The sequence below is a fragment of the Lederbergia sp. B243.17 genome, assembly GCF_057657925.1.
This window is the reverse complement of record NZ_JBWBKF010000040.1, coordinates 40601-57912: the sequence shown is the minus strand read 5'-3', so window position 1 is coordinate 57912 and position 17312 is coordinate 40601. Positions and strand designations below refer to the sequence as shown.

The following is a 17312-nucleotide window of genomic DNA, read 5'->3' as shown; positions in this document are numbered from 1 at the left end:
AGGCGCCTCCGCTTTTCTTTGTCTAGCTGCGGGCGATAGGGGCTCGAGGTCGCTTCGAAAAAGATCAGGTGGATTGAAAATCATCCACCCGCTCTTTTCCTCCAGCGCTTGTCGCCCCTGATCAATCGCCCTCCGCTTTTCTCTGTCCAGCTGCGGGCGATAGGGGCTCGAGGTCACTTCGAAAAAGATCAGGTGGATTGAAAATCATCCACCCGCTCTTTTCCTCCAGCGCTTGTCGCCCCTGATCAATCGCCCTCCGCTTTTCTCTGTCCAGCTTCGAATGCCAGCGACTAGCAGATTTCAGGATTCTTCCTACGATAAGTCAACATCGGCTCCTGCGTCGCCGTGTTTCCTTTATCTCGTCAGAATCCTTCCAATCTGTACGTCGCTAGACGGCATTCTCTGCCTTTCTATTTCCTTTGCAAGCTGTTATAGATGAACGCGCTGAATTCTGCTCTTGTTACTTGTTTGTTCATACCGAATGTGCCATCTGGGTAGCCTGAGGAGATGTTGGCCTCTGCTACTGCGTTGATGGCGTCGTATGCCCAATGTCCTTTTGGCACATCAGGAAAGTGGCTTTTTGTTGCTGCCGGCAGGTTGAATGCGCGTTGCAGGATAACTGCCATTTCGGCGCGGGACATCTGACCTTCCGGTACAAACTTGCCCGCGCTTCTGCCTGTGAGCAGCCCGGCATTAGCGGCTGCGGCAATTTCTTTATAGTTCTTATCGTTTGTCGGGACATCTGTGAAGCCCGGATTTTTTACGTTTGCTGTGTCAAGTCCGAGTGTCCGGGTGATCATCAAGGCTGCATGGCGACGGCTGATAGTCGCTGCAGGCTTAAAGGTACCGTCTGGATATCCGGTGATGATTTTTTTGTCGACCAATGTCTTGATGCTGCCTTCCGCCCAATATCCTTTCGGTACATCTTTAAAAATTGGCGGGGTGTTGTCAGTCACCTCAATGGATACTGTTGCGGTTGCCTGGCCCGCTTTCACTTTGATGGTACCTTTACCCGGTTTCACGGCTGTGAATGTATTGCCAGAGACTTTGCCCAAGCCATTTACGTCCTCAAGCACAAGGTCTGATGCCGCAATTTTGATCGGGTTGTAAAACTGGTCGAGCACATAGGTTGGTGTAATTTGAATCGATTTGCCGATTCCGATTGCCCCTTCTGCTGACTTTTTCACATTGAGGGTCTTTGGTTCTCCGGCGGGAGCCGTCGAAACGGCCATCAAGACTGCTGATACCGCACGCTCCGTCTTGTCAGAAGGACGGTTTACAAGCTGGACTTTGTCCTGGCCCGGATAGCGGATCGCCATTGTCGTCGAGCCGCCGCCGTCCAGGTTCAAGGCACGGTATACGCCCATTCCTTTCAGATACTCTGCAAACTCCTTGATAGTCATACCGTTGCTGTAGCCTGACTGGCGTCCGTCAACGGTCACGAGGAAAATCTGTTTTCCTGTCTTGTCAATCGCAACTGCTGTACGAGGAGCGCGGTATTTTGCGTTCGCGCTGTTTGTATCCATTGTGATCGATACTTGTCCATCCTTGACAAGCATTGGACCGCTCGCAAGCATGAAAGAAGAGTTTCTCCATTTTTCATCAACATTAACGGTTAGAGATATTTCTTCTCCAGCCTTTACTTTTGCTAAAGTATCGGAGCCTTTTCCGTTACCCGATAAAACAAAGCCATTTTTCGGAATGGCGAGAGGGGTTGTATTCCCCGGCTTTCTAATCGCTTGTACTTTCCCTGTAACAGTGGAGCCGAATTCAAGTGTCGGGGCTGTGTCCATGACAACCGCCACTTCAGTTCCCCACTCATTCGTCTTTGTGTTTGCCGATGGGAAATTCGAAGTGAAAAGAATGATGTTATTCGGTTCCCGTTCCTTATTCGTGCTGTCAATCTTATAAGTAGCACCATTATGTACAAAACTCATATTCAATTGATAATGGTCAATCTGACCGCTGCCGCTTGCATTGATGCCGAATGCTATCGGCTCGTTAACAAACTTGTCTTTGCCGACAGGAACAATCCCTGCATGGACAAGGCGGTTATCCTTCGATACAAGGTTCATTGGTGAACCCGCAAAGAAGAAATTTCCGTTTACCGCGCCGACAACCTGATGGCCGGGACGGTGATTGGCGAGAGCTGTCGTCGTTGTTTTCGCCAATTTGTTCAATGCACCAGGATAGCCGACCGATACAGTCGTGTATGGATCATTCGCATTAACTTGCAGTACTCGGACTGCCTGCTTGACGGATGATGACGAAAGACGCGTATCTTTGTATTCGACGCCCCCGGATATTCTAAAATGTTCATTTACCGTGGCTGCTGATGCGGACGTTGTACTTAACAACAAACCTCCGAGTGACAGGACAACAACATTGACGATGGCCAGCACCTTCAGAATTGAGTGTTTCATAAAAAAATAGTCCTCCTCTTTGCTGTAAAAACTTGCCTCTATCCATTATAGACTTGCAAACTGGTAAAACCAATAGGCAATTTGACAGGAAAACACAAAGCGCCCATGCGATTCCAGTATCGTACGGGCGCTTTGTGTCGATTATTGAACGGAAAATGGGATTCTCAATGGTGAACTCAGTTTTTTTCCAGAGGCTGCCTGGATGCCTGAACGGATGTAAATTTCATATTGATGGCCGGGCTTGTACCCTCCTTGAGGCGGCAGGACACGAATCGACTTGGCCGTTCCTTGGGCAAGCGTAGCTCCGACCTGCCTTCCCTCGTCATCAAGCACGATAATGTCTCCGGTCTGCAGTTTTTTAACATCCATATTTAAATTGAATTTGACGTCCCACACTTTATCTTTGCTGGTCGGCTCTGTTTTTCGCAGCGCTTCGGTTTTTAATGCAACAGAAGAAGCTGCGGGTGCGATTACACCGTACCCATACCAGTTATCACGGCCAGAAGTCCCTCTGTCCGTGCTCGTGCGGTACAGCCACCTTTTCATTTCGGTGGCACTCCACTCAGGATGCATGCTTTTTAGCACCGCTGCCGTGCCCGAGACGACCGGTGCAGCAAATGAGGTTCCGGATGCTTTTACATATTTCCCGCTAAGCCCGGTTGTAATAATATTTTCACCGGGTGCTGTCAGGTTCACCTGATCGTTATGGTTGGAAAAAGAAGAAACGATACCACTTGAATTAATAGAGCCGACAGAAACGGCACTTTCATAGGAAGCGGGATAAAAATAGTTGGGAGAGTTGTCGTTCCCTGAAGAGGCTACTACTAAAATACCTTTTTGGGCAGCTGTATCGACAGCCGCTTTTTCAGCAGCAGATGGCTGGTCCGCTCCAAGGCTCAGGTTGATGACATCGACATTTTTGCTGATGGCATAATCGATTGCCCGAATCACATCAGCAGAACTTCCCTTCCCATCATTTGCAACAACCTTCAATGGAAGAATTTTTACAGGAAACTGGCCAGCTACTCCGGCTACACCGATTCCATTATTTGTTGAGGCTGCGATGACGCCGCTGACAGATGTGCCATGGCCGAACGTATCCTCAGTGTTTTGGCTGTTGTCGAGGAAGTTGTATCCGCCCGCCGCAATCTTCCCTTGCAAATCGGGATGGGAGGAAGAGACCCCGCTGTCAATGACCGCCACTACAACCGTCTTATTTGGGGCACCTGTCTGCCAGAATTGACCGAGATTCAAATAGGAAAGATGCCATTCCTGCGGTGCAAATGGGTCGTTCACCGTTGTTCCGGAAACTCTCCGTTCGACCGGCTTCTCAATATATTCAACCGAATCATCCTGATTCAGTTTTTTAGTCAGTTTAGCCGCTTCGGCCTTACTATCGGCAGTTACAACCGCAATATTCACATCGGAAAGGTCCTCGGTATCCTCTTTTACAAGAGCATCGGGCACCTCGCCAGAGTATTTAACAATGTATTCGACCTCTTGTCCTTCCGCAAGGGCGGACAGAGGAAAAAAGAGCGCTGAAGCAACAAGGAGCATCGAGGCAATAGACTTAAACAATGAGATCAAACTCCTTTTCTAGATGTGTATCCCGAAGGATACTTCTATTATCGGAAGATTTTTCTCATGTTGAATAGCTAAATCAGCCTCTTTTTATCGATTATTGAGGGATTTTCACGTAAGGTTTGGTGAAGGAACATTAGGCAGTGAGGGTGAGTACGAGACCATCTTTGTGCAAGTGGCTACGAGGAAATGGCCCTCCTACGTGCACATTGGATGCCCTCGGGCTCTTTCCCAGAAAAAACCTCTTCCTTTTCTCTTGTCTATATGTTATATTTACAAATGCGATGAGCTAATTGCATAAGTCGGATCACATGCCTCGTGCACGCATGCTGTGAACATGTGGTGATCCGCCGCAACGCAGACGCCGGCCCAGGACCGGCGTCTTTTTTATTTTGCCTTTTGAAGACTATAGCTTTTTTACAACGACCGCCTGGCTCCCCATCTGCTTCCATGCCTCTTCAAACTTATCCCGATCCACTTTGCGGTCCTTCGTGCCATACGGATCATTTACATACACGGATTCCTTGTCGAAACCAGTTACAGCCACACTATGTACATTATATGATACAGAAATTTCCCCGTGCTTTGTTTTCCACTTTTCAAAACTGGAAACCGGAGTGAGATTTGTCGTCGTAATAACCCAAACCGGACGGCCTGCACGCAATTCCCTATAAATGGCATCCGGCTTTGAACCAGTCAAGTCCTCCACTTCTGAAGCGTATTTTTTTGCAAGTTCAAAAATGGGCTTATGATATACAGACAAACCAGGCCCATTCTCCATATTCCCGACGAACCCGTCATTTGGATGGCCTTTTAACCCGTTTTCGTATTCAAGCGGGACACGCGCAATCTTGTCTGACAGCTCATTCTTCGTCACATTTGCCCCATAAAAGTTAAGAACCATAGCCAAGCTTGTCACTTCACAACCATTATATAATCGCGGAGCGGTCATTTGATTGATTAGCGGCACATTCAACCGAACAGACTTATCGTTCTCCAGCGACTAATAAAGCTGAACGCCTGATCCTCCTTGAGCCGCCATCACCTCAACCGGCATAAACGGTTGAGCAGAAACATTCACCGCAGTCAACGCCAAAAACAAAGCAATACTCTGCACAGATGCCCCTCCTTTGGTTACTAAATAACTTTCGACAAAAACTGCGGAAATCCTGCAATTATTTTTAGTATGCCGATTTACGAGAAAAAAGCCTCCTGACTTGTACAAGTCAGGAGGCAAAAGACAAATTATCGAGTTACACCTATACCGTTGTCCGGAACAGAAAGCGGGTTTCCGGCAACATCCTTAATATCAATCGTTGAGGCTGGCTTGAGGCTCAGCCCTTTATTTAACTCTTCATCAGTTACATTGCCTGATAGGGTTGCTGTCAGGGTAGATTGCGCTGCTCCAGCTGCTGCTGTGGTAAATGTTACTGTCTTGCCGGTATCTGTATTGCCGGCATAGAGATTAAAATCTACTCCCGCATCATTAGTTACAGCTTCGCTGAACGTCAGTGTGATTTGATTAGTTGCAGAAAGCCTTGCATTCGTCACCGTAGGTGCTACATTTTCATTTAGTGGGACAGAGTTGGTAAAGTAAGGCTCCATAACATTAGATGAACCATTCGCTTTAATCCCGCTAATGTTGATATTGCGTACACCTGTGAATGTATTTGTACCCGGCTGCAAATTAACAACGGCTACCTGGGTCCCTCCTGCAGCAGGGTTGAGAGTGACCGAGCTTACCGTAGCTCCATCGATCCTGTAGTTATTAGGATTTGTCGCAGATTCTCCATCCACAGCTTTATCAAATGTGACTTCGACTTTGTTATTATCCGCTCCCTGTACTACCTTGCTTATGCCAACAACAGCGCCTGTATCCGGCGTCGAATCTTTTCCGCGGGTAAATGTAACGCTGGAGTTTCCTGCATCTACGTTTGCCGTGCTGGCTAGGTTGCTAAATGTTAGATTTAGAGAGTAACTTGCATTTTCAGCATTTTGGTTTGCGAGCAGAGTGGACAAATCAACACGAACTAATTTTTTGTCATTGGTGTTGCTCACAAGTACAGGTGCGCTTTGAGCGGCAAAGTTCTTAGTAACATAGTTGTCTACGTACGTACCCGCAGCCGAAACGGTTGAGCTATCTTTTACCGTTACATCTTTATCAAAAGTAAGTTCCAGATACTCTTTGCCATTGGCACTGTCGCGGACCACCTTGCTGTTGGTCACTTTAGGGGCAGCTGTGTCCTTCACAAATGTCACAACTTTGCTGAAGTCTTTGCCTGCTTCTCCGCTTAGATCCGTGAAACTCTTGACTGCTACAGTGGCAACACCGTCCAATACGTCAGGGGCCGTCACGTTGTAGATTGTTGGATCATTAACATCCTTCGCAACAGAAGGTGCAGCAACATCTGTTCCATTTATTGAAATAGTTGGAGCTGCAATCAACTCTTCAGAAAACTTAACCGCAAATGTAGTGGCCCCTGTTTGCGTAATGTTTCCTACTGTCGGCGGTACCCCATCTTTGTCGCCTTTTTGGAAAGTCACTGTTGATGGATTTGGTGAAATCAAGTTTCCAGCCTGATCCTGAGTGCCGACAAATGTTGCTACTACATCTTTGTTGGCCGCAACATCTGAACCGATTGTAAAAGTAACTTCTGTGGCACCTGCCGTGAAGTTATTTGTAACCCCATTGCCTGAGCCTGCGACAGTCGTACCATCAGTCAGCTTATACGTCACCGTACCAAGACTCTTGATTGGTTCCGAGAACAATACTTTAAAGCTGCTCGCTGTCACCCTTTCTGTTTTTAAAATGGCAGGCGGTGTGTTATCCGCAGCCAGTGTCACCATCTCATTGTAATTGGTGAAGCCTTTTCCGTCGGCAGCTTTCAAGTTATTTACGATTACATCGTAGCGTTTCGATAATGGATTTGCTGCAGTGACAGTCAATGTTTTTCCATCCTTGGATAGCATGCCTGTCAGGTTGCCGGAATTATTGCCATCCAATGATTTCAAGGCAACTACAGTAGTATCGCCCGTGGCTTTGAATGCCCCGCTGTTTCCATCGGTAAAAAGGGAAGACTTGTCTACCGCTTTGTTGAATTTCACTTCAACTTGAGTCGCATTCAAGCCATCTACTCCAACCACTCTCAAATCAACCGCATTCACTACAACATTCACATTCGCCGTCAGATCCGTGCCTTCAACGGTTCCGGTGAGTTTGTACGTGCCAGGTTTTGCGGTATCCAGTTTGGACGTATCCCATTTGACCGGTACGTCTTTCGTTGTGTCGTCGGACATCATCACTTTTACCGTTTCAGGAAGTTTGGCCTCTGTTCCTTCCTCAATTTTGATGTCATCGAGGGCAGAGATTTGTTTGATGACCGGTTCTGCGCTCAGATCTCCATTTGCCCGGTAGAGCAGGAGGGCAAAGTCGCCTCGCTTGATATTGTTTCCAGGTGCAAACGTGTCTGCGCTTACTCCTGTGATCAATTTGTTTGCATAAAGCGTTTTGATATATGGGGTATACCATGCATTGTCTTTAACATCCTTGAAAGGCAGTTTTACATCGTTCTCCAATTTAAGGTCATACGCGTCCACGACCATCTTCGCAAATTGAGCGCGCGTTAGTGTTTGATTAGGGCCAAATGTTCCACCCGGAAGACCTTCTATCAAACCTTCATTATACAGGGCATTGATGTATTCATTGTACCAAGCACCGGATTTCAAATCCTTGAATGGTGCGGCTGGACTTGTTTTTTTCAAACCGCGGATTTCCGATACCATTTTCGATGCTTCTGCACGTGTTACAGATTTTCCGATATGGAAGCTTCCATCAGGGTACCCCGTTACGACTCCCTGATTGGACAGGGATTGAATGGCGTCATAGTAAAAGTTTGTGCTTGGAACATCAGGAAATTCACTAGCTGCTCCAACTGCTGGTGCGACTGCAGCCGCGACGAGCGCAGTGCTGGCCGATGCGATAAGATACTTGCGTGTTGTTTTGGATTTTGCCATGTTGAAAATTTCCTCCCTTAATATGCTAATCTATACTACCTGACGGATTACTGCGACACATGCTATGTATCATCTAGATTCATAACATGTCCACTGGTGTGTGTACCCTCTATGGAAAAGACAAAACATATGAAGAATATCTTGGAGAAGTTGCTATATATGCGCAGCCATGCGGGATTTGCTAAGATTTGAATTCAATTTTTTCATTTCTGAACGGAAATGTTAATGTATTTGTAAAAATTTTGTGATATTACAGACGCTATCAGGGCAGATATATATCTCTACAAAAATAGCTCTCCGGCAATTGCCGGAGAGCTATGACTTGTTACAAATAATTTATTATTGAGCTACATTGATAGACTCAAAATTCAATGCATTGCTTACGGAATCGACTACATTGATGGTAGTGGCAGGTTTAACGGACAAACCATTTGCTAGGTCAGCAGCTGAAAGCTGGCCTCCAGTAATCGTCAATACGAGTGTATTTTTTTCCGAAGAAGTTGCTACAGTCTCGGCTGTTAGAGCCAAATCAGCAGCTTTTGTTCCGCCGATGAATAGGTCAAAGTCCTTGCCAGCTGTATCATTAACATTTGAAACAGCTTCAGAGAAGGTAAGTGTAATTTCGTTATTCGCTGTCAAAACCGCTTTTGTAACAGTAGGACGGACATTTTCAGTCAATGATACTGTATTCACAGTGAACTTATCCATTGTCACAGAAGAGCCTAGCGCTTTTACATTTTGAACAGTAATGTTTCTGTTACCGGTAAATGCATTCGAATCTTCCTTCAAAGTAAGCGTCACTACTTGCTTTCCTTTTGCAGTCTTGCCGTATGCTTCTAATTCAGCCTTTTCAATTACAGCGCCGTCAACTGTATAGTTTGAAATGTCAGTAGCAGAAGCACCATCAACTTCCCCAGTAAATGTAACAGTTACTGTATCATTGCTAGTTTGTGTGATAGCTGGAGCTGCTAGTTTTGTTGTGTTGGCTGCTACATCTTTACCGCGAGTAAACGTTGCTGCAGTCTTTTCAAAAGCCACGCCTGAAAGGCTTCCTACTGTTGCAGAAGTTACATCTACCTTATATGCGCCACCTTCTGCTGTAGCAAATCCGCTAAGTGGTGTGCGTACGACTTTTTTATCCGAAGCAGATGCGTATGTGACCGCTACTGTTTTTGAAGCAACAGGAACAGTTACATAATCCTTAGTGTAGGATCCGCTTACTGTGATATTTCCTTCTGTAACTTCCTTATCGAAAGTCAACTCCAAGTATTCAACACCGTCAACTGTTACTGTTTTTACAGAAGTAGCTTTTGGAGCTACAGCATCTTCGGCAAAAGTAACAACCTTCGTTACCGCTTCTCCAGCTTGATCAGCTAGATCTGTATATCCAGCAGCAACCACTACATTTTGGACACCTTTTAGATTTGTTTGAACAGTTACTTCATATTCGCTGTCAGATACCTTTTTAATGGAATCCACTACATAGTTGCTGACTGTAACTGAAGGGGCACCAGCTAGATCTTTGGTAAATTTGACATTGAATGTCTTAGCACCTGTTTGTGTGACTGAAGCAACTGTTGGTTTTACTCCATCCACTTGTTGCTTTGTAATGGTAACAGTTGCAGGATTTGGAGTAATAAGATTACCAGCTTGATCTTGAAGGCCAATGAATGTAACTGTAATAGCTTTATTAACATCTACTGTATTAGCAGAAAGGTCTACAATTACAGACGTTGCGCCAGCAGCAACAGTAACAGAAGCACCGTTTACAGTTTCTCCATCAGCATATTTCAAAGTTGCTGTTGTATGAGCTTTTACTGGTTCCGAGAAGTTAATTTTCACCTTGTTTGCAGAGATTTGCTCAGTACCAAGAATCGTTGGTGCTTTTTCATCAGCTGCAATAGTAATCATTTCTTCATACTTAGCGACGGCTTTATTGTCAACCGTTTTTATACCGTCAACAACAACGTCATAACGCTTTGAAAGTGGATTTTGAGCCGTTACTGTAAGTGTTTTTCCATCTTCAGAAAGCTTTCCAGATAATGTACCGGAAGCTACTGCAGGTTTTTCAAGGGAAGTGAACGATACAGTTGCTTTAAATGCACCGCTTTTTCCATCTGCAAACACGGATTTCGGATCTACAGCTTTATTAAACTTAACCTCTACCTGAGTAGCATTCACAGCTTCAACTCCAACAACTACAGGCGCAACTTCCTTCACAATCACCTTAACAGAAGCAGTAAGCTCAGTGCCTTCAACTTCTCCAGTTACTGTGTATGTGCCTGGTTTGTTTGTATCGAGTTTAGTTGTGTCCCATTTAACGGCAACTTCTTTCGTTGTGTCGTCGGACATTTTTGCTTTTACTGTTTTAGGAAGGACAGCTTCTGTGCCTTCGTCGATTGTGATGTCATCAATTGCTGCGATTTCAGAAATAGTCGCTTCTTGGCCGAATTTCACGTTTGTGTCGTTCAGAAGAAGGGCGAAGTCGCCGCGCTTGATGTTGTTGTTTGGTGCAAATGTTGCAGCAGTTACACCTTTAATCAAGCCGTTTTTGTACAAAGTTTTGATATATGGTGTGTACCATGCGCCTTCTTTTACGTCGTTGAAAGGAAGGTTTGTGTCTTCGATTTCAAGGCCGTATGCTTCAACTACCATTTTTGCGAATTGGGCGCGAGTCAGTGTTTCGTTCGGGCCGAAAGTTCCCCCTGGCAGGCCGTCGATCAGTTCAGCATTGTACAAAGCATTAATATATTCAGCGTACCAAGCGCCTTCTTTTACGTCAGAGAAAGGAGTAGCTGGTGCGTTTTTTGTATCCAACCCACGAATAACAGAGATCATTTTCGAAGCTTCTGCGCGTGTTACGGATGCGCCTGTGTGGAATTTTCCATCAGGGAAGCCATTGATGACGCCTGCATTGACAAGTGCCTCAACTGGTTGTGCATAAATAGAATCTGCTTTCACATCAGAGAATTGGCTAGCGGCTCCAACTGCAGGTGCTACTGCAGCTGCAACAAGCGCTGTGCTTGCAGATGCGATGATGAATTTACGTGAAGAATTAGATTTTGCCATTCTGGAATTTCCCCCTATTTGTGATTCATAAAATCTGGCCTGAAAAGAAACTTGGAACCTATCCGAAACCGTAATTTCCCAGGATATTACCATTCATAAGAGAATGAAGTAAAATCCTTCAAAAGAAAAATTATGTAGGGGAACCGATTCCGGAGTATGCTACCAACGCTTCCCATCAATAATAATAATCCAAGATCACAGGTTTGTAACGATGAAAACAGTGGGAGGGCTGTATCTATTTTCCAGTTAGATTATAAAAAAGGCACTCTATATAGATGAAGAAACTGATAGAGTGCAAAGTAAATTATCTAGATTTTTCCCTATCTACATCCATATCTGGACTTCACAAGAAAAACCAGGACACTTGTTGCCGCATCATTCTGCCCGCTACCTAGGCATTACTTCACCTATCTTTCCGGATGACTCTGTCTCTTCTATAGGAACAAGCTCGATCCATTTTAGTTTCAGTGCCATGTAAATGAAAAACACTGTCAATCCCTCGGCTGCCGGGAAGACAAGCCAAATGGCATTAGAACCGAAGACACTTGGCAGGAGCCAAAGCAAAGGGATAAATAGGATAAAACTGCGGCTGCAAATAATCAATGTTGCATTCCCGATTTTCCCTATTGATTGATAAAACTCCAGAAAGACCATATTAATTCCCAAAAAGAGGTACCCTGCAAAAAAGTAAACAATCCCGATTTTCGTAAAGTCGACGATTTCCGGAATCTCCACTCCGAATAGGTCGATGATCAGCCCTTTTCCAACGAGTCCAACAGTAAATACAGCTGCTCCCAAAATCAGTCCTGCGAAGATCGCAATTCTGATAAATTGCTTCATCCGTTGGTAGAGTTTCGCACCATAATGGTAACTTGCAATCGGTTGAAGGGCTGCTCCAATCCCGATAAAAAGCATAAGAAACACCGTATGCATATAATTGACAACTGCATAGGCGACAATTCCCGTCTCCCCGACGTAGTGGCTAAATGTAATGTTAAAGGCAACCATCATCACTGCCGTAGAAGCCTCCACGATAAAACTGGGGAAACCAATCTTAAATATTTTTCCGAGCAACGAAAAATCAAGCTGTAAAGGGACAAGCCCTAATTGTTTTTTCTTCGTTAAAAAGTGAGTAAGCAAAACGAGAATTCCTGTAAAGGCACCGAGGACCGTTGCATAAGCAGCCCCTTTCACTCCCCATCCGAAAACGAAAATAAACAGGTAGTTCAACAGGATATTCACGAGGGATGTCACGATTAATCCTGCCATGGCGAGCATAGGATTCCCGTCGTTCCGAATAAAGATGCTTAAAATATTTTCGATTACAAAGACGATCCCAAACAAAAGAATAATGTGCAGATATCCCTCTACATAGGAAATGATCAAATCATTTGCTCCAAACAAGTAAGCAAGCGGCTCTTCGAATAAGAGACAAAGTGCAATGATTACCCCTGTTGTCACAATCCCCAGCAAAATCGAATGAGTAAAGATTTCTTTTGCACGATGCTGGTCCTTTTGACCATGTGCAATGGAATACAGTGTGGCGCCCCCCATGCCAATCCATAAAGATACCGATAAAATGACCGAGTAAATCGGAACGGCGATGTTTACACCTGCCAATCCCTTTTCACCAACGCCATGACTGACGAAGAGACCGTCGATCAAAATATTTATGGCCATTAATACCATTCCGAATAAGGAAGGAATTAAATATTTCATAAATAATTGACGGGGTTCCATCGTTTGCATCAACGAATGATTGCTTTTCACCATACATATACCACCTAAAGTTCATATTCTTAGAAGTCTGCTCCGTTTAAATAAGTCTTTCTATGCTAAGATGATAAAGTATCCGGTTACCGGATAGTCAAGAGCAAGGTGGCGAAAAAATGGACACTGCAAAAAAGTTTTTAACAACTGGGGAATTTGCGGATATATGCAATGTGAAAAAACAAACACTGTTTCATTATGACGATATCGGCCTTTTAAAACCTGAGCATAAAAAGGAAAATGGGTACCGCTATTATTCCGTTCAACAAGCGGAGGTTTTCAATGTAATTGATATGCTAAAAGAAATTGGTATGTCTTTAGCTGAAATCAAGGAGTTTTTGCATTTTAAAACCCCTAATGAAACGATTGAATTATTAACGGAAAAAGAAGCAATGATGCAAAGGAAAATTGAGAAATTGCAGCGGACACAGCAAATTATCCAAAATAAGAAAAGGCAAATAGAGGCGGCATTGCGGTTGGATTTTGATGAAATTACAATTGAATCGATGAAAGCAGAATGCTTTGTACTAAGTGAGAACATTTTAAACTGCTCGGATAAAGAGTTTACGAGATCGATTATGAAATTTATCAAATATACAAAGCGGAAAGAATTGGATACTGGCTATCCTATTGGAGGTTTGATCCGTCAAGAACAAGTAGAGGAAGCAGCTTATTGGAATTATTCACATTTTTATATGCGGGTGGATCCATCCGCTGTAGAAAAGCCTACTATCAAAAAAGCTGGAACCTATGTCGTTGGCTACCATAAAGGAAGTTATGTCACGGTTCAAGAAACATATGAAAAGATGAAGGTTTATTTGAGTTCGGAAGGCTATCGCATTTGCGGTGATAGCTTCGAGGAGTATGTAATTGATGAGGTAAGTGTAAGCGGGGCAGACAATTATGTCACAAAAATCATGATACAAATAGAAGAAAAGTAAGCAGCCCGCCCCTTTTCTTCTACATTTTCCAATTAACGTGTTTATTGGCCAATCACTTTTTTCATTTCCTGTACTTTCTCCGGATCAATCGGCGACATAAATGTTCTGCCGAACCGGACACCTGTGCCAACATGAATCTCTTGAGGCTTCAGCTCATCCAATAGCGGCTGGACGTTCTCGGGGTCAATTCCGGTGCCTGGCATAATGGTGATATGCGTATTTTCAGCGGCTTCCATTAACGTCTTCAATTCTGGGATCGACTTTGGTGCTCCGATCTGTCCACCTGCCGTCAAAATCCGGGTGATCTGTTTGAACTTGGCCACTGATTTCACAACGCCCACTGGGTCTCTTGAGGAGTCGATCGCCCGGTGAAACGTGATATCCAATCCTTCTGCCTCTCCAACAAGCCTGCTGATCGCTTTTTCGTCGACATCCCCTTCTTCCGTAAGGGCTCCCAACACAATTCCGCCTGCTCCAAGCTGACGGCAGACTTTGATGTCCTCGATCATAAGATCAATGTCCTCATCACTGTAATGAAAAGACTGGCTGTGAGGCCGGATCATGACATAAACCGGGATGCGCGAAGCCTCGACCGCTTTCTTGATAAATCCATAGCTCGGGGTCAGTCCCCCTTCATCCATACCCATACAAAGTTCGATACGATCTGCCCCATGCTCGTTGGCTGCATGAATGTCCTCGATCGTTGCAGCAATGACTTCCAATTTCATAATAGTAAACCTCCGCTCGTATTGTTACCATATCCATCAAAACATATTTCTTCCTAAAAGACCATTATTAATAGATTGTTTTTGCCCGATTCATTGACGGAATGGGCCTTCTGACCCTATAATGGCAGGAGCTTACCCTTTTTGGAGAATACAAAGAAAAAGGTGAAAACCCTTGATTAAAGCAGTGATTTTTGACTTTGACGGAACGATTATCGACACAGAGTCGGCATGGTTTGATATCTATCAGCTAGTTCTCAAAGAAAAGCACGGATTTGACCTTACTCTGGATGAGTTTGTAAAGGTTGTCGGGACAACGGACGGCGCCCTTTTTGATTTTATAGACGAGTCACTTGAATTTCCGATGGATCGAGATGTGTTTATGACCCAGGTGGAAGCTCATTTTGCCAAGATCAAAGACCAGCTTGTTCTACGCGACGGTTTTTTAGAGAGCCTGAAAAACATCAAGCGGCATGGAGTCGAACTGGCCGTAGCCAGCAGTTCGAAGCGGGAATGGGTGCTTGATTTTCTATCCATCCACGGGCTGGCTGATTGCTTCTCGATCATCTGTACTGCTGAGGACGTGGAAGAGGTCAAGCCTGATCCGGCACTTTATGTGAAGACATTGGAGAAACTTGGCATCGAGGCCCATGAAGCCTTGGCGATCGAGGATTCCTATAATGGATCGATTGCTGCCATCAATGCAGGTATCCAATGCCTGATCATCCCCAATGATGTAACGCGCTCGCTCACTTTCCATGAAAAGGGCCATCTGCTGCACTCGTATGCAGATTTTAACATTGAAGATTATTTGGAAAAACCATATTTGAAAGCATGATTTTCGATCAGCGGGCCATTATAACGGTATCGCTGATTTTTTTACCTAAAAAAACTTCACATTATGAATTTTCGGTTTTCCCTCTTGTTTTTTCAGAATACAGCGTTTATAATCATGTTTAATCACATAAGCAACAATCAAAGACGATGAAGAGAAGAAGTAGGATTGATGTCTTTCCACAGAGAGCTTCGGCAGCTGAAAAGAAGCAAAGAACATGATCTGAACAATGGCCTCCGAGTCCTGCACCGAAAGTCCATCCGGATGTTTAGGCTGCGGCGAGATTTGGTACTCGTTATCCATACCACAGTATGAAGGGCATCTTTACAGCCTGAGTACTTGCAGAGGCTGTTTTGCGTGAGCAGGCAGCAAAGTAAGGTGGTACCGCGCGGAATAAACCGCGCCCTTATCGTTTGTTTCGATAGGGGCGCGGTTTTTGTTTTTATTCAAGATAAATGGAGGAGAGTAAAAAATGACAACAAGCAGAGTAGTAATTCAGACAGATTTCGGCACGTGTGACGGGGCGGTCAGCGCAATGTACGGGGTCGCCATTTCGGTCGATCCGTCTCTCCGGATTTTTGACCTTACCCATGAGATCCCGCCATATAATATTTGGGAAGCATCCTACCGACTGTACCAGACGGTCTCCTATTGGCCCGAAGGAACGGTGTTTGTCTCGGTCGTCGATCCCGGAGTCGGATCAGACCGGAATAGTGTCGTCGCCAAAACGAAGGACGGCCAGTTTATTGTAACACCAGACAACGGTACGCTTACCCATATTGACGATGATATCGGCATCGCCGAGGTGCGGATTATTGATGAGACGGTCCACCGCCTGCCGAAATCAGGCGAATCTTACACCTTCCATGGCCGCGACGTTTATGCATTTACGGCTGCCAAGCTAGCATCGGGTCTTATTACCTTTGAGGAAGTCGGTCCATCGTATCCCGCCGACTCAATCGTAACACTCGCAAAAGTCGATGCAGCTATTGAAGAAGATTCCGTTACCGGCAACATTGATATTCTCGACGTTCGTTTCGGAAACCTTTGGACGAATATTGACCGAACTTTGTTCAATGACTTACAGATCAAATACGGAGATTCGTTTGAAGTGACCATCCAAAATGAAACAAGGCAAGTGTATAAAAACATCATGACATACGGCCGCTCTTTTGCCGACAGCCACCTTGGCGAGCCGCTTCTCTACATCAACTCATTGGATAAGATCGGCGTCGCCATCAATCAAGGTTCCTTCGCGAATGCCTATCATATCGAAACCGGGGCTAATTGGAAAATTTGTATTCGAAAGATTCCGAAAGTAATCTATAATAAAGAGAAGGAATCATGATCATTAAAAAGGGGGAGTTCAAATGAAAAGGCAATTATCCATCAAAACCATTGTTGCAATCGGAATTGGGGCTGCCGTGTTTACGATTCTCGGTCGGTTTGCTTCCATCCCGACCGGTTTTCCAAACACAACGATCGAGACATCGTATGGATTTCTTGCATTGATGTCGGTCATTTTCGGGCCGATTGCCGGAGCGCTGATCGGCTTGATCGGCCATGCGCTGAAAGACCTTATCTTTTATGGATCGATTTGGTGGAGCTGGGTCCTCGTGTCCGGCTTTGTCGGCCTCGTGATCGGATTAGCGGCAAAAAGAATCTCGATTGAAAAAGGGAATTTCAACAATAGTAAGATCATCACCTTCAATATCTATCAGGCCTTGGCCCAGGCAGTAGGCTGGTTCCTGCTGGCCCCATCTCTTGATGTACTGATTTATGCAGAACCCGCAAATAAAGTGTATACCCAAGGTGCCATTGCCGGCGTCGCCAATATTGTCACAGTCGGGATCATAGGTACAATCTTGCTTGCCGCGTATGCGAAAACCCGTGTCAAGGAAGGCAGCCTCAAAGTGGAGAAAGAGCCAGGACAGCGATTTTAGCAAAAGGAGAT

10 protein-coding genes, 1 pseudogene and 1 other annotated feature are annotated in these 17312 nt (G+C 45.0%); of the genes and pseudogenes, 4 read left to right on the top strand and 7 right to left on the bottom strand.

Translation table 11 applies throughout. The features are described 5' to 3' along the window. Positions 1 to 410: 410 nt before the first annotated feature. From AC0TWI_RS08145 to AC0TWI_RS08120, 6 genes and pseudogenes are all read right to left on the bottom strand, one after another. Complete coding sequence (locus AC0TWI_RS08145) at positions 411 to 2423, bottom strand: S-layer homology domain-containing protein (RefSeq protein WP_488125845.1); 2013 nt, start codon at positions 2421 to 2423, stop codon at positions 411 to 413. A 141-nt stretch (positions 2424 to 2564) separates the two neighbouring features. Continuing rightward, on the bottom strand, positions 2565 to 4001 hold the full coding sequence (locus AC0TWI_RS08140; RefSeq protein WP_488125844.1) for a S8 family peptidase: 1437 nt from the start codon (positions 3999 to 4001) through the stop codon (positions 2565 to 2567). A gap of 409 nt (positions 4002 to 4410) precedes the next feature. Beyond that, a pseudogene (locus AC0TWI_RS08135) lies at positions 4411 to 4980 on the bottom strand (C39 family peptidase); the annotation flags it as partial. 269 nt (positions 4981 to 5249) lie between these two features. Further along, positions 5250 to 8018: an S-layer homology domain-containing protein gene (locus AC0TWI_RS08130; RefSeq protein ID WP_488125843.1), complete on the bottom strand. Its 2769-nt coding sequence runs from the start codon at positions 8016 to 8018 to the stop codon at positions 5250 to 5252. A gap of 339 nt (positions 8019 to 8357) precedes the next feature. Further along, complete coding sequence (locus AC0TWI_RS08125) at positions 8358 to 11087, bottom strand: S-layer homology domain-containing protein (RefSeq protein WP_488125842.1); 2730 nt, start codon at positions 11085 to 11087, stop codon at positions 8358 to 8360. Between the two features lie 387 nt (positions 11088 to 11474). Next, complete coding sequence (locus AC0TWI_RS08120; protein WP_488125841.1) at positions 11475 to 12860, bottom strand: MATE family efflux transporter; 1386 nt, start codon at positions 12858 to 12860, stop codon at positions 11475 to 11477. Positions 12861 to 12976: 116 nt separating this feature from the next. On the opposite strand from AC0TWI_RS08120, the gene AC0TWI_RS08115 reads away from it, so the two are divergent. Next, positions 12977 to 13798 carry a MerR family transcriptional regulator gene (locus AC0TWI_RS08115; protein WP_488125840.1) on the top strand — a complete coding sequence of 274 codons (822 nt, stop codon included), beginning with the start codon at positions 12977 to 12979 and terminating at the stop codon, positions 13796 to 13798. Between the two features lie 41 nt (positions 13799 to 13839). Here the strand turns inward: AC0TWI_RS08115 and AC0TWI_RS08110 are convergent, their stop codons facing one another. Continuing rightward, entirely contained in the window at positions 13840 to 14526 is a 687-nt protein-coding gene (locus AC0TWI_RS08110) for a copper homeostasis protein CutC (protein ID WP_488125839.1), read from the bottom strand. A gap of 172 nt (positions 14527 to 14698) precedes the next feature. Between AC0TWI_RS08110 and AC0TWI_RS08105 the strand changes: the two genes are divergently transcribed. The 3 genes from AC0TWI_RS08105 (at position 14699) to AC0TWI_RS08095 (ending at position 17301) form a co-directional block, all read left to right on the top strand. Further along, a complete protein-coding gene (locus AC0TWI_RS08105; RefSeq protein WP_488125838.1) occupies positions 14699 to 15361 on the top strand; it encodes an HAD family hydrolase in 663 nt (220 codons plus the stop codon). Positions 15362 to 15498: 137 nt separating this feature from the next. Further along, positions 15499 to 15769, top strand: a binding site (T-box leader). 61 nt (positions 15770 to 15830) lie between these two features. Then, complete coding sequence (locus AC0TWI_RS08100) at positions 15831 to 16706, top strand: SAM hydrolase/SAM-dependent halogenase family protein (RefSeq protein ID WP_488125837.1); 876 nt, start codon at positions 15831 to 15833, stop codon at positions 16704 to 16706. A 22-nt stretch (positions 16707 to 16728) separates the two neighbouring features. After that, the gene (locus AC0TWI_RS08095; protein ID WP_488125836.1) at positions 16729 to 17301 is read left to right on the top strand and encodes an ECF-type riboflavin transporter substrate-binding protein; all 573 of its coding nucleotides are present in this window, start codon (positions 16729 to 16731) and stop codon (positions 17299 to 17301) included. Positions 17302 to 17312 lie beyond the last annotated feature (11 nt).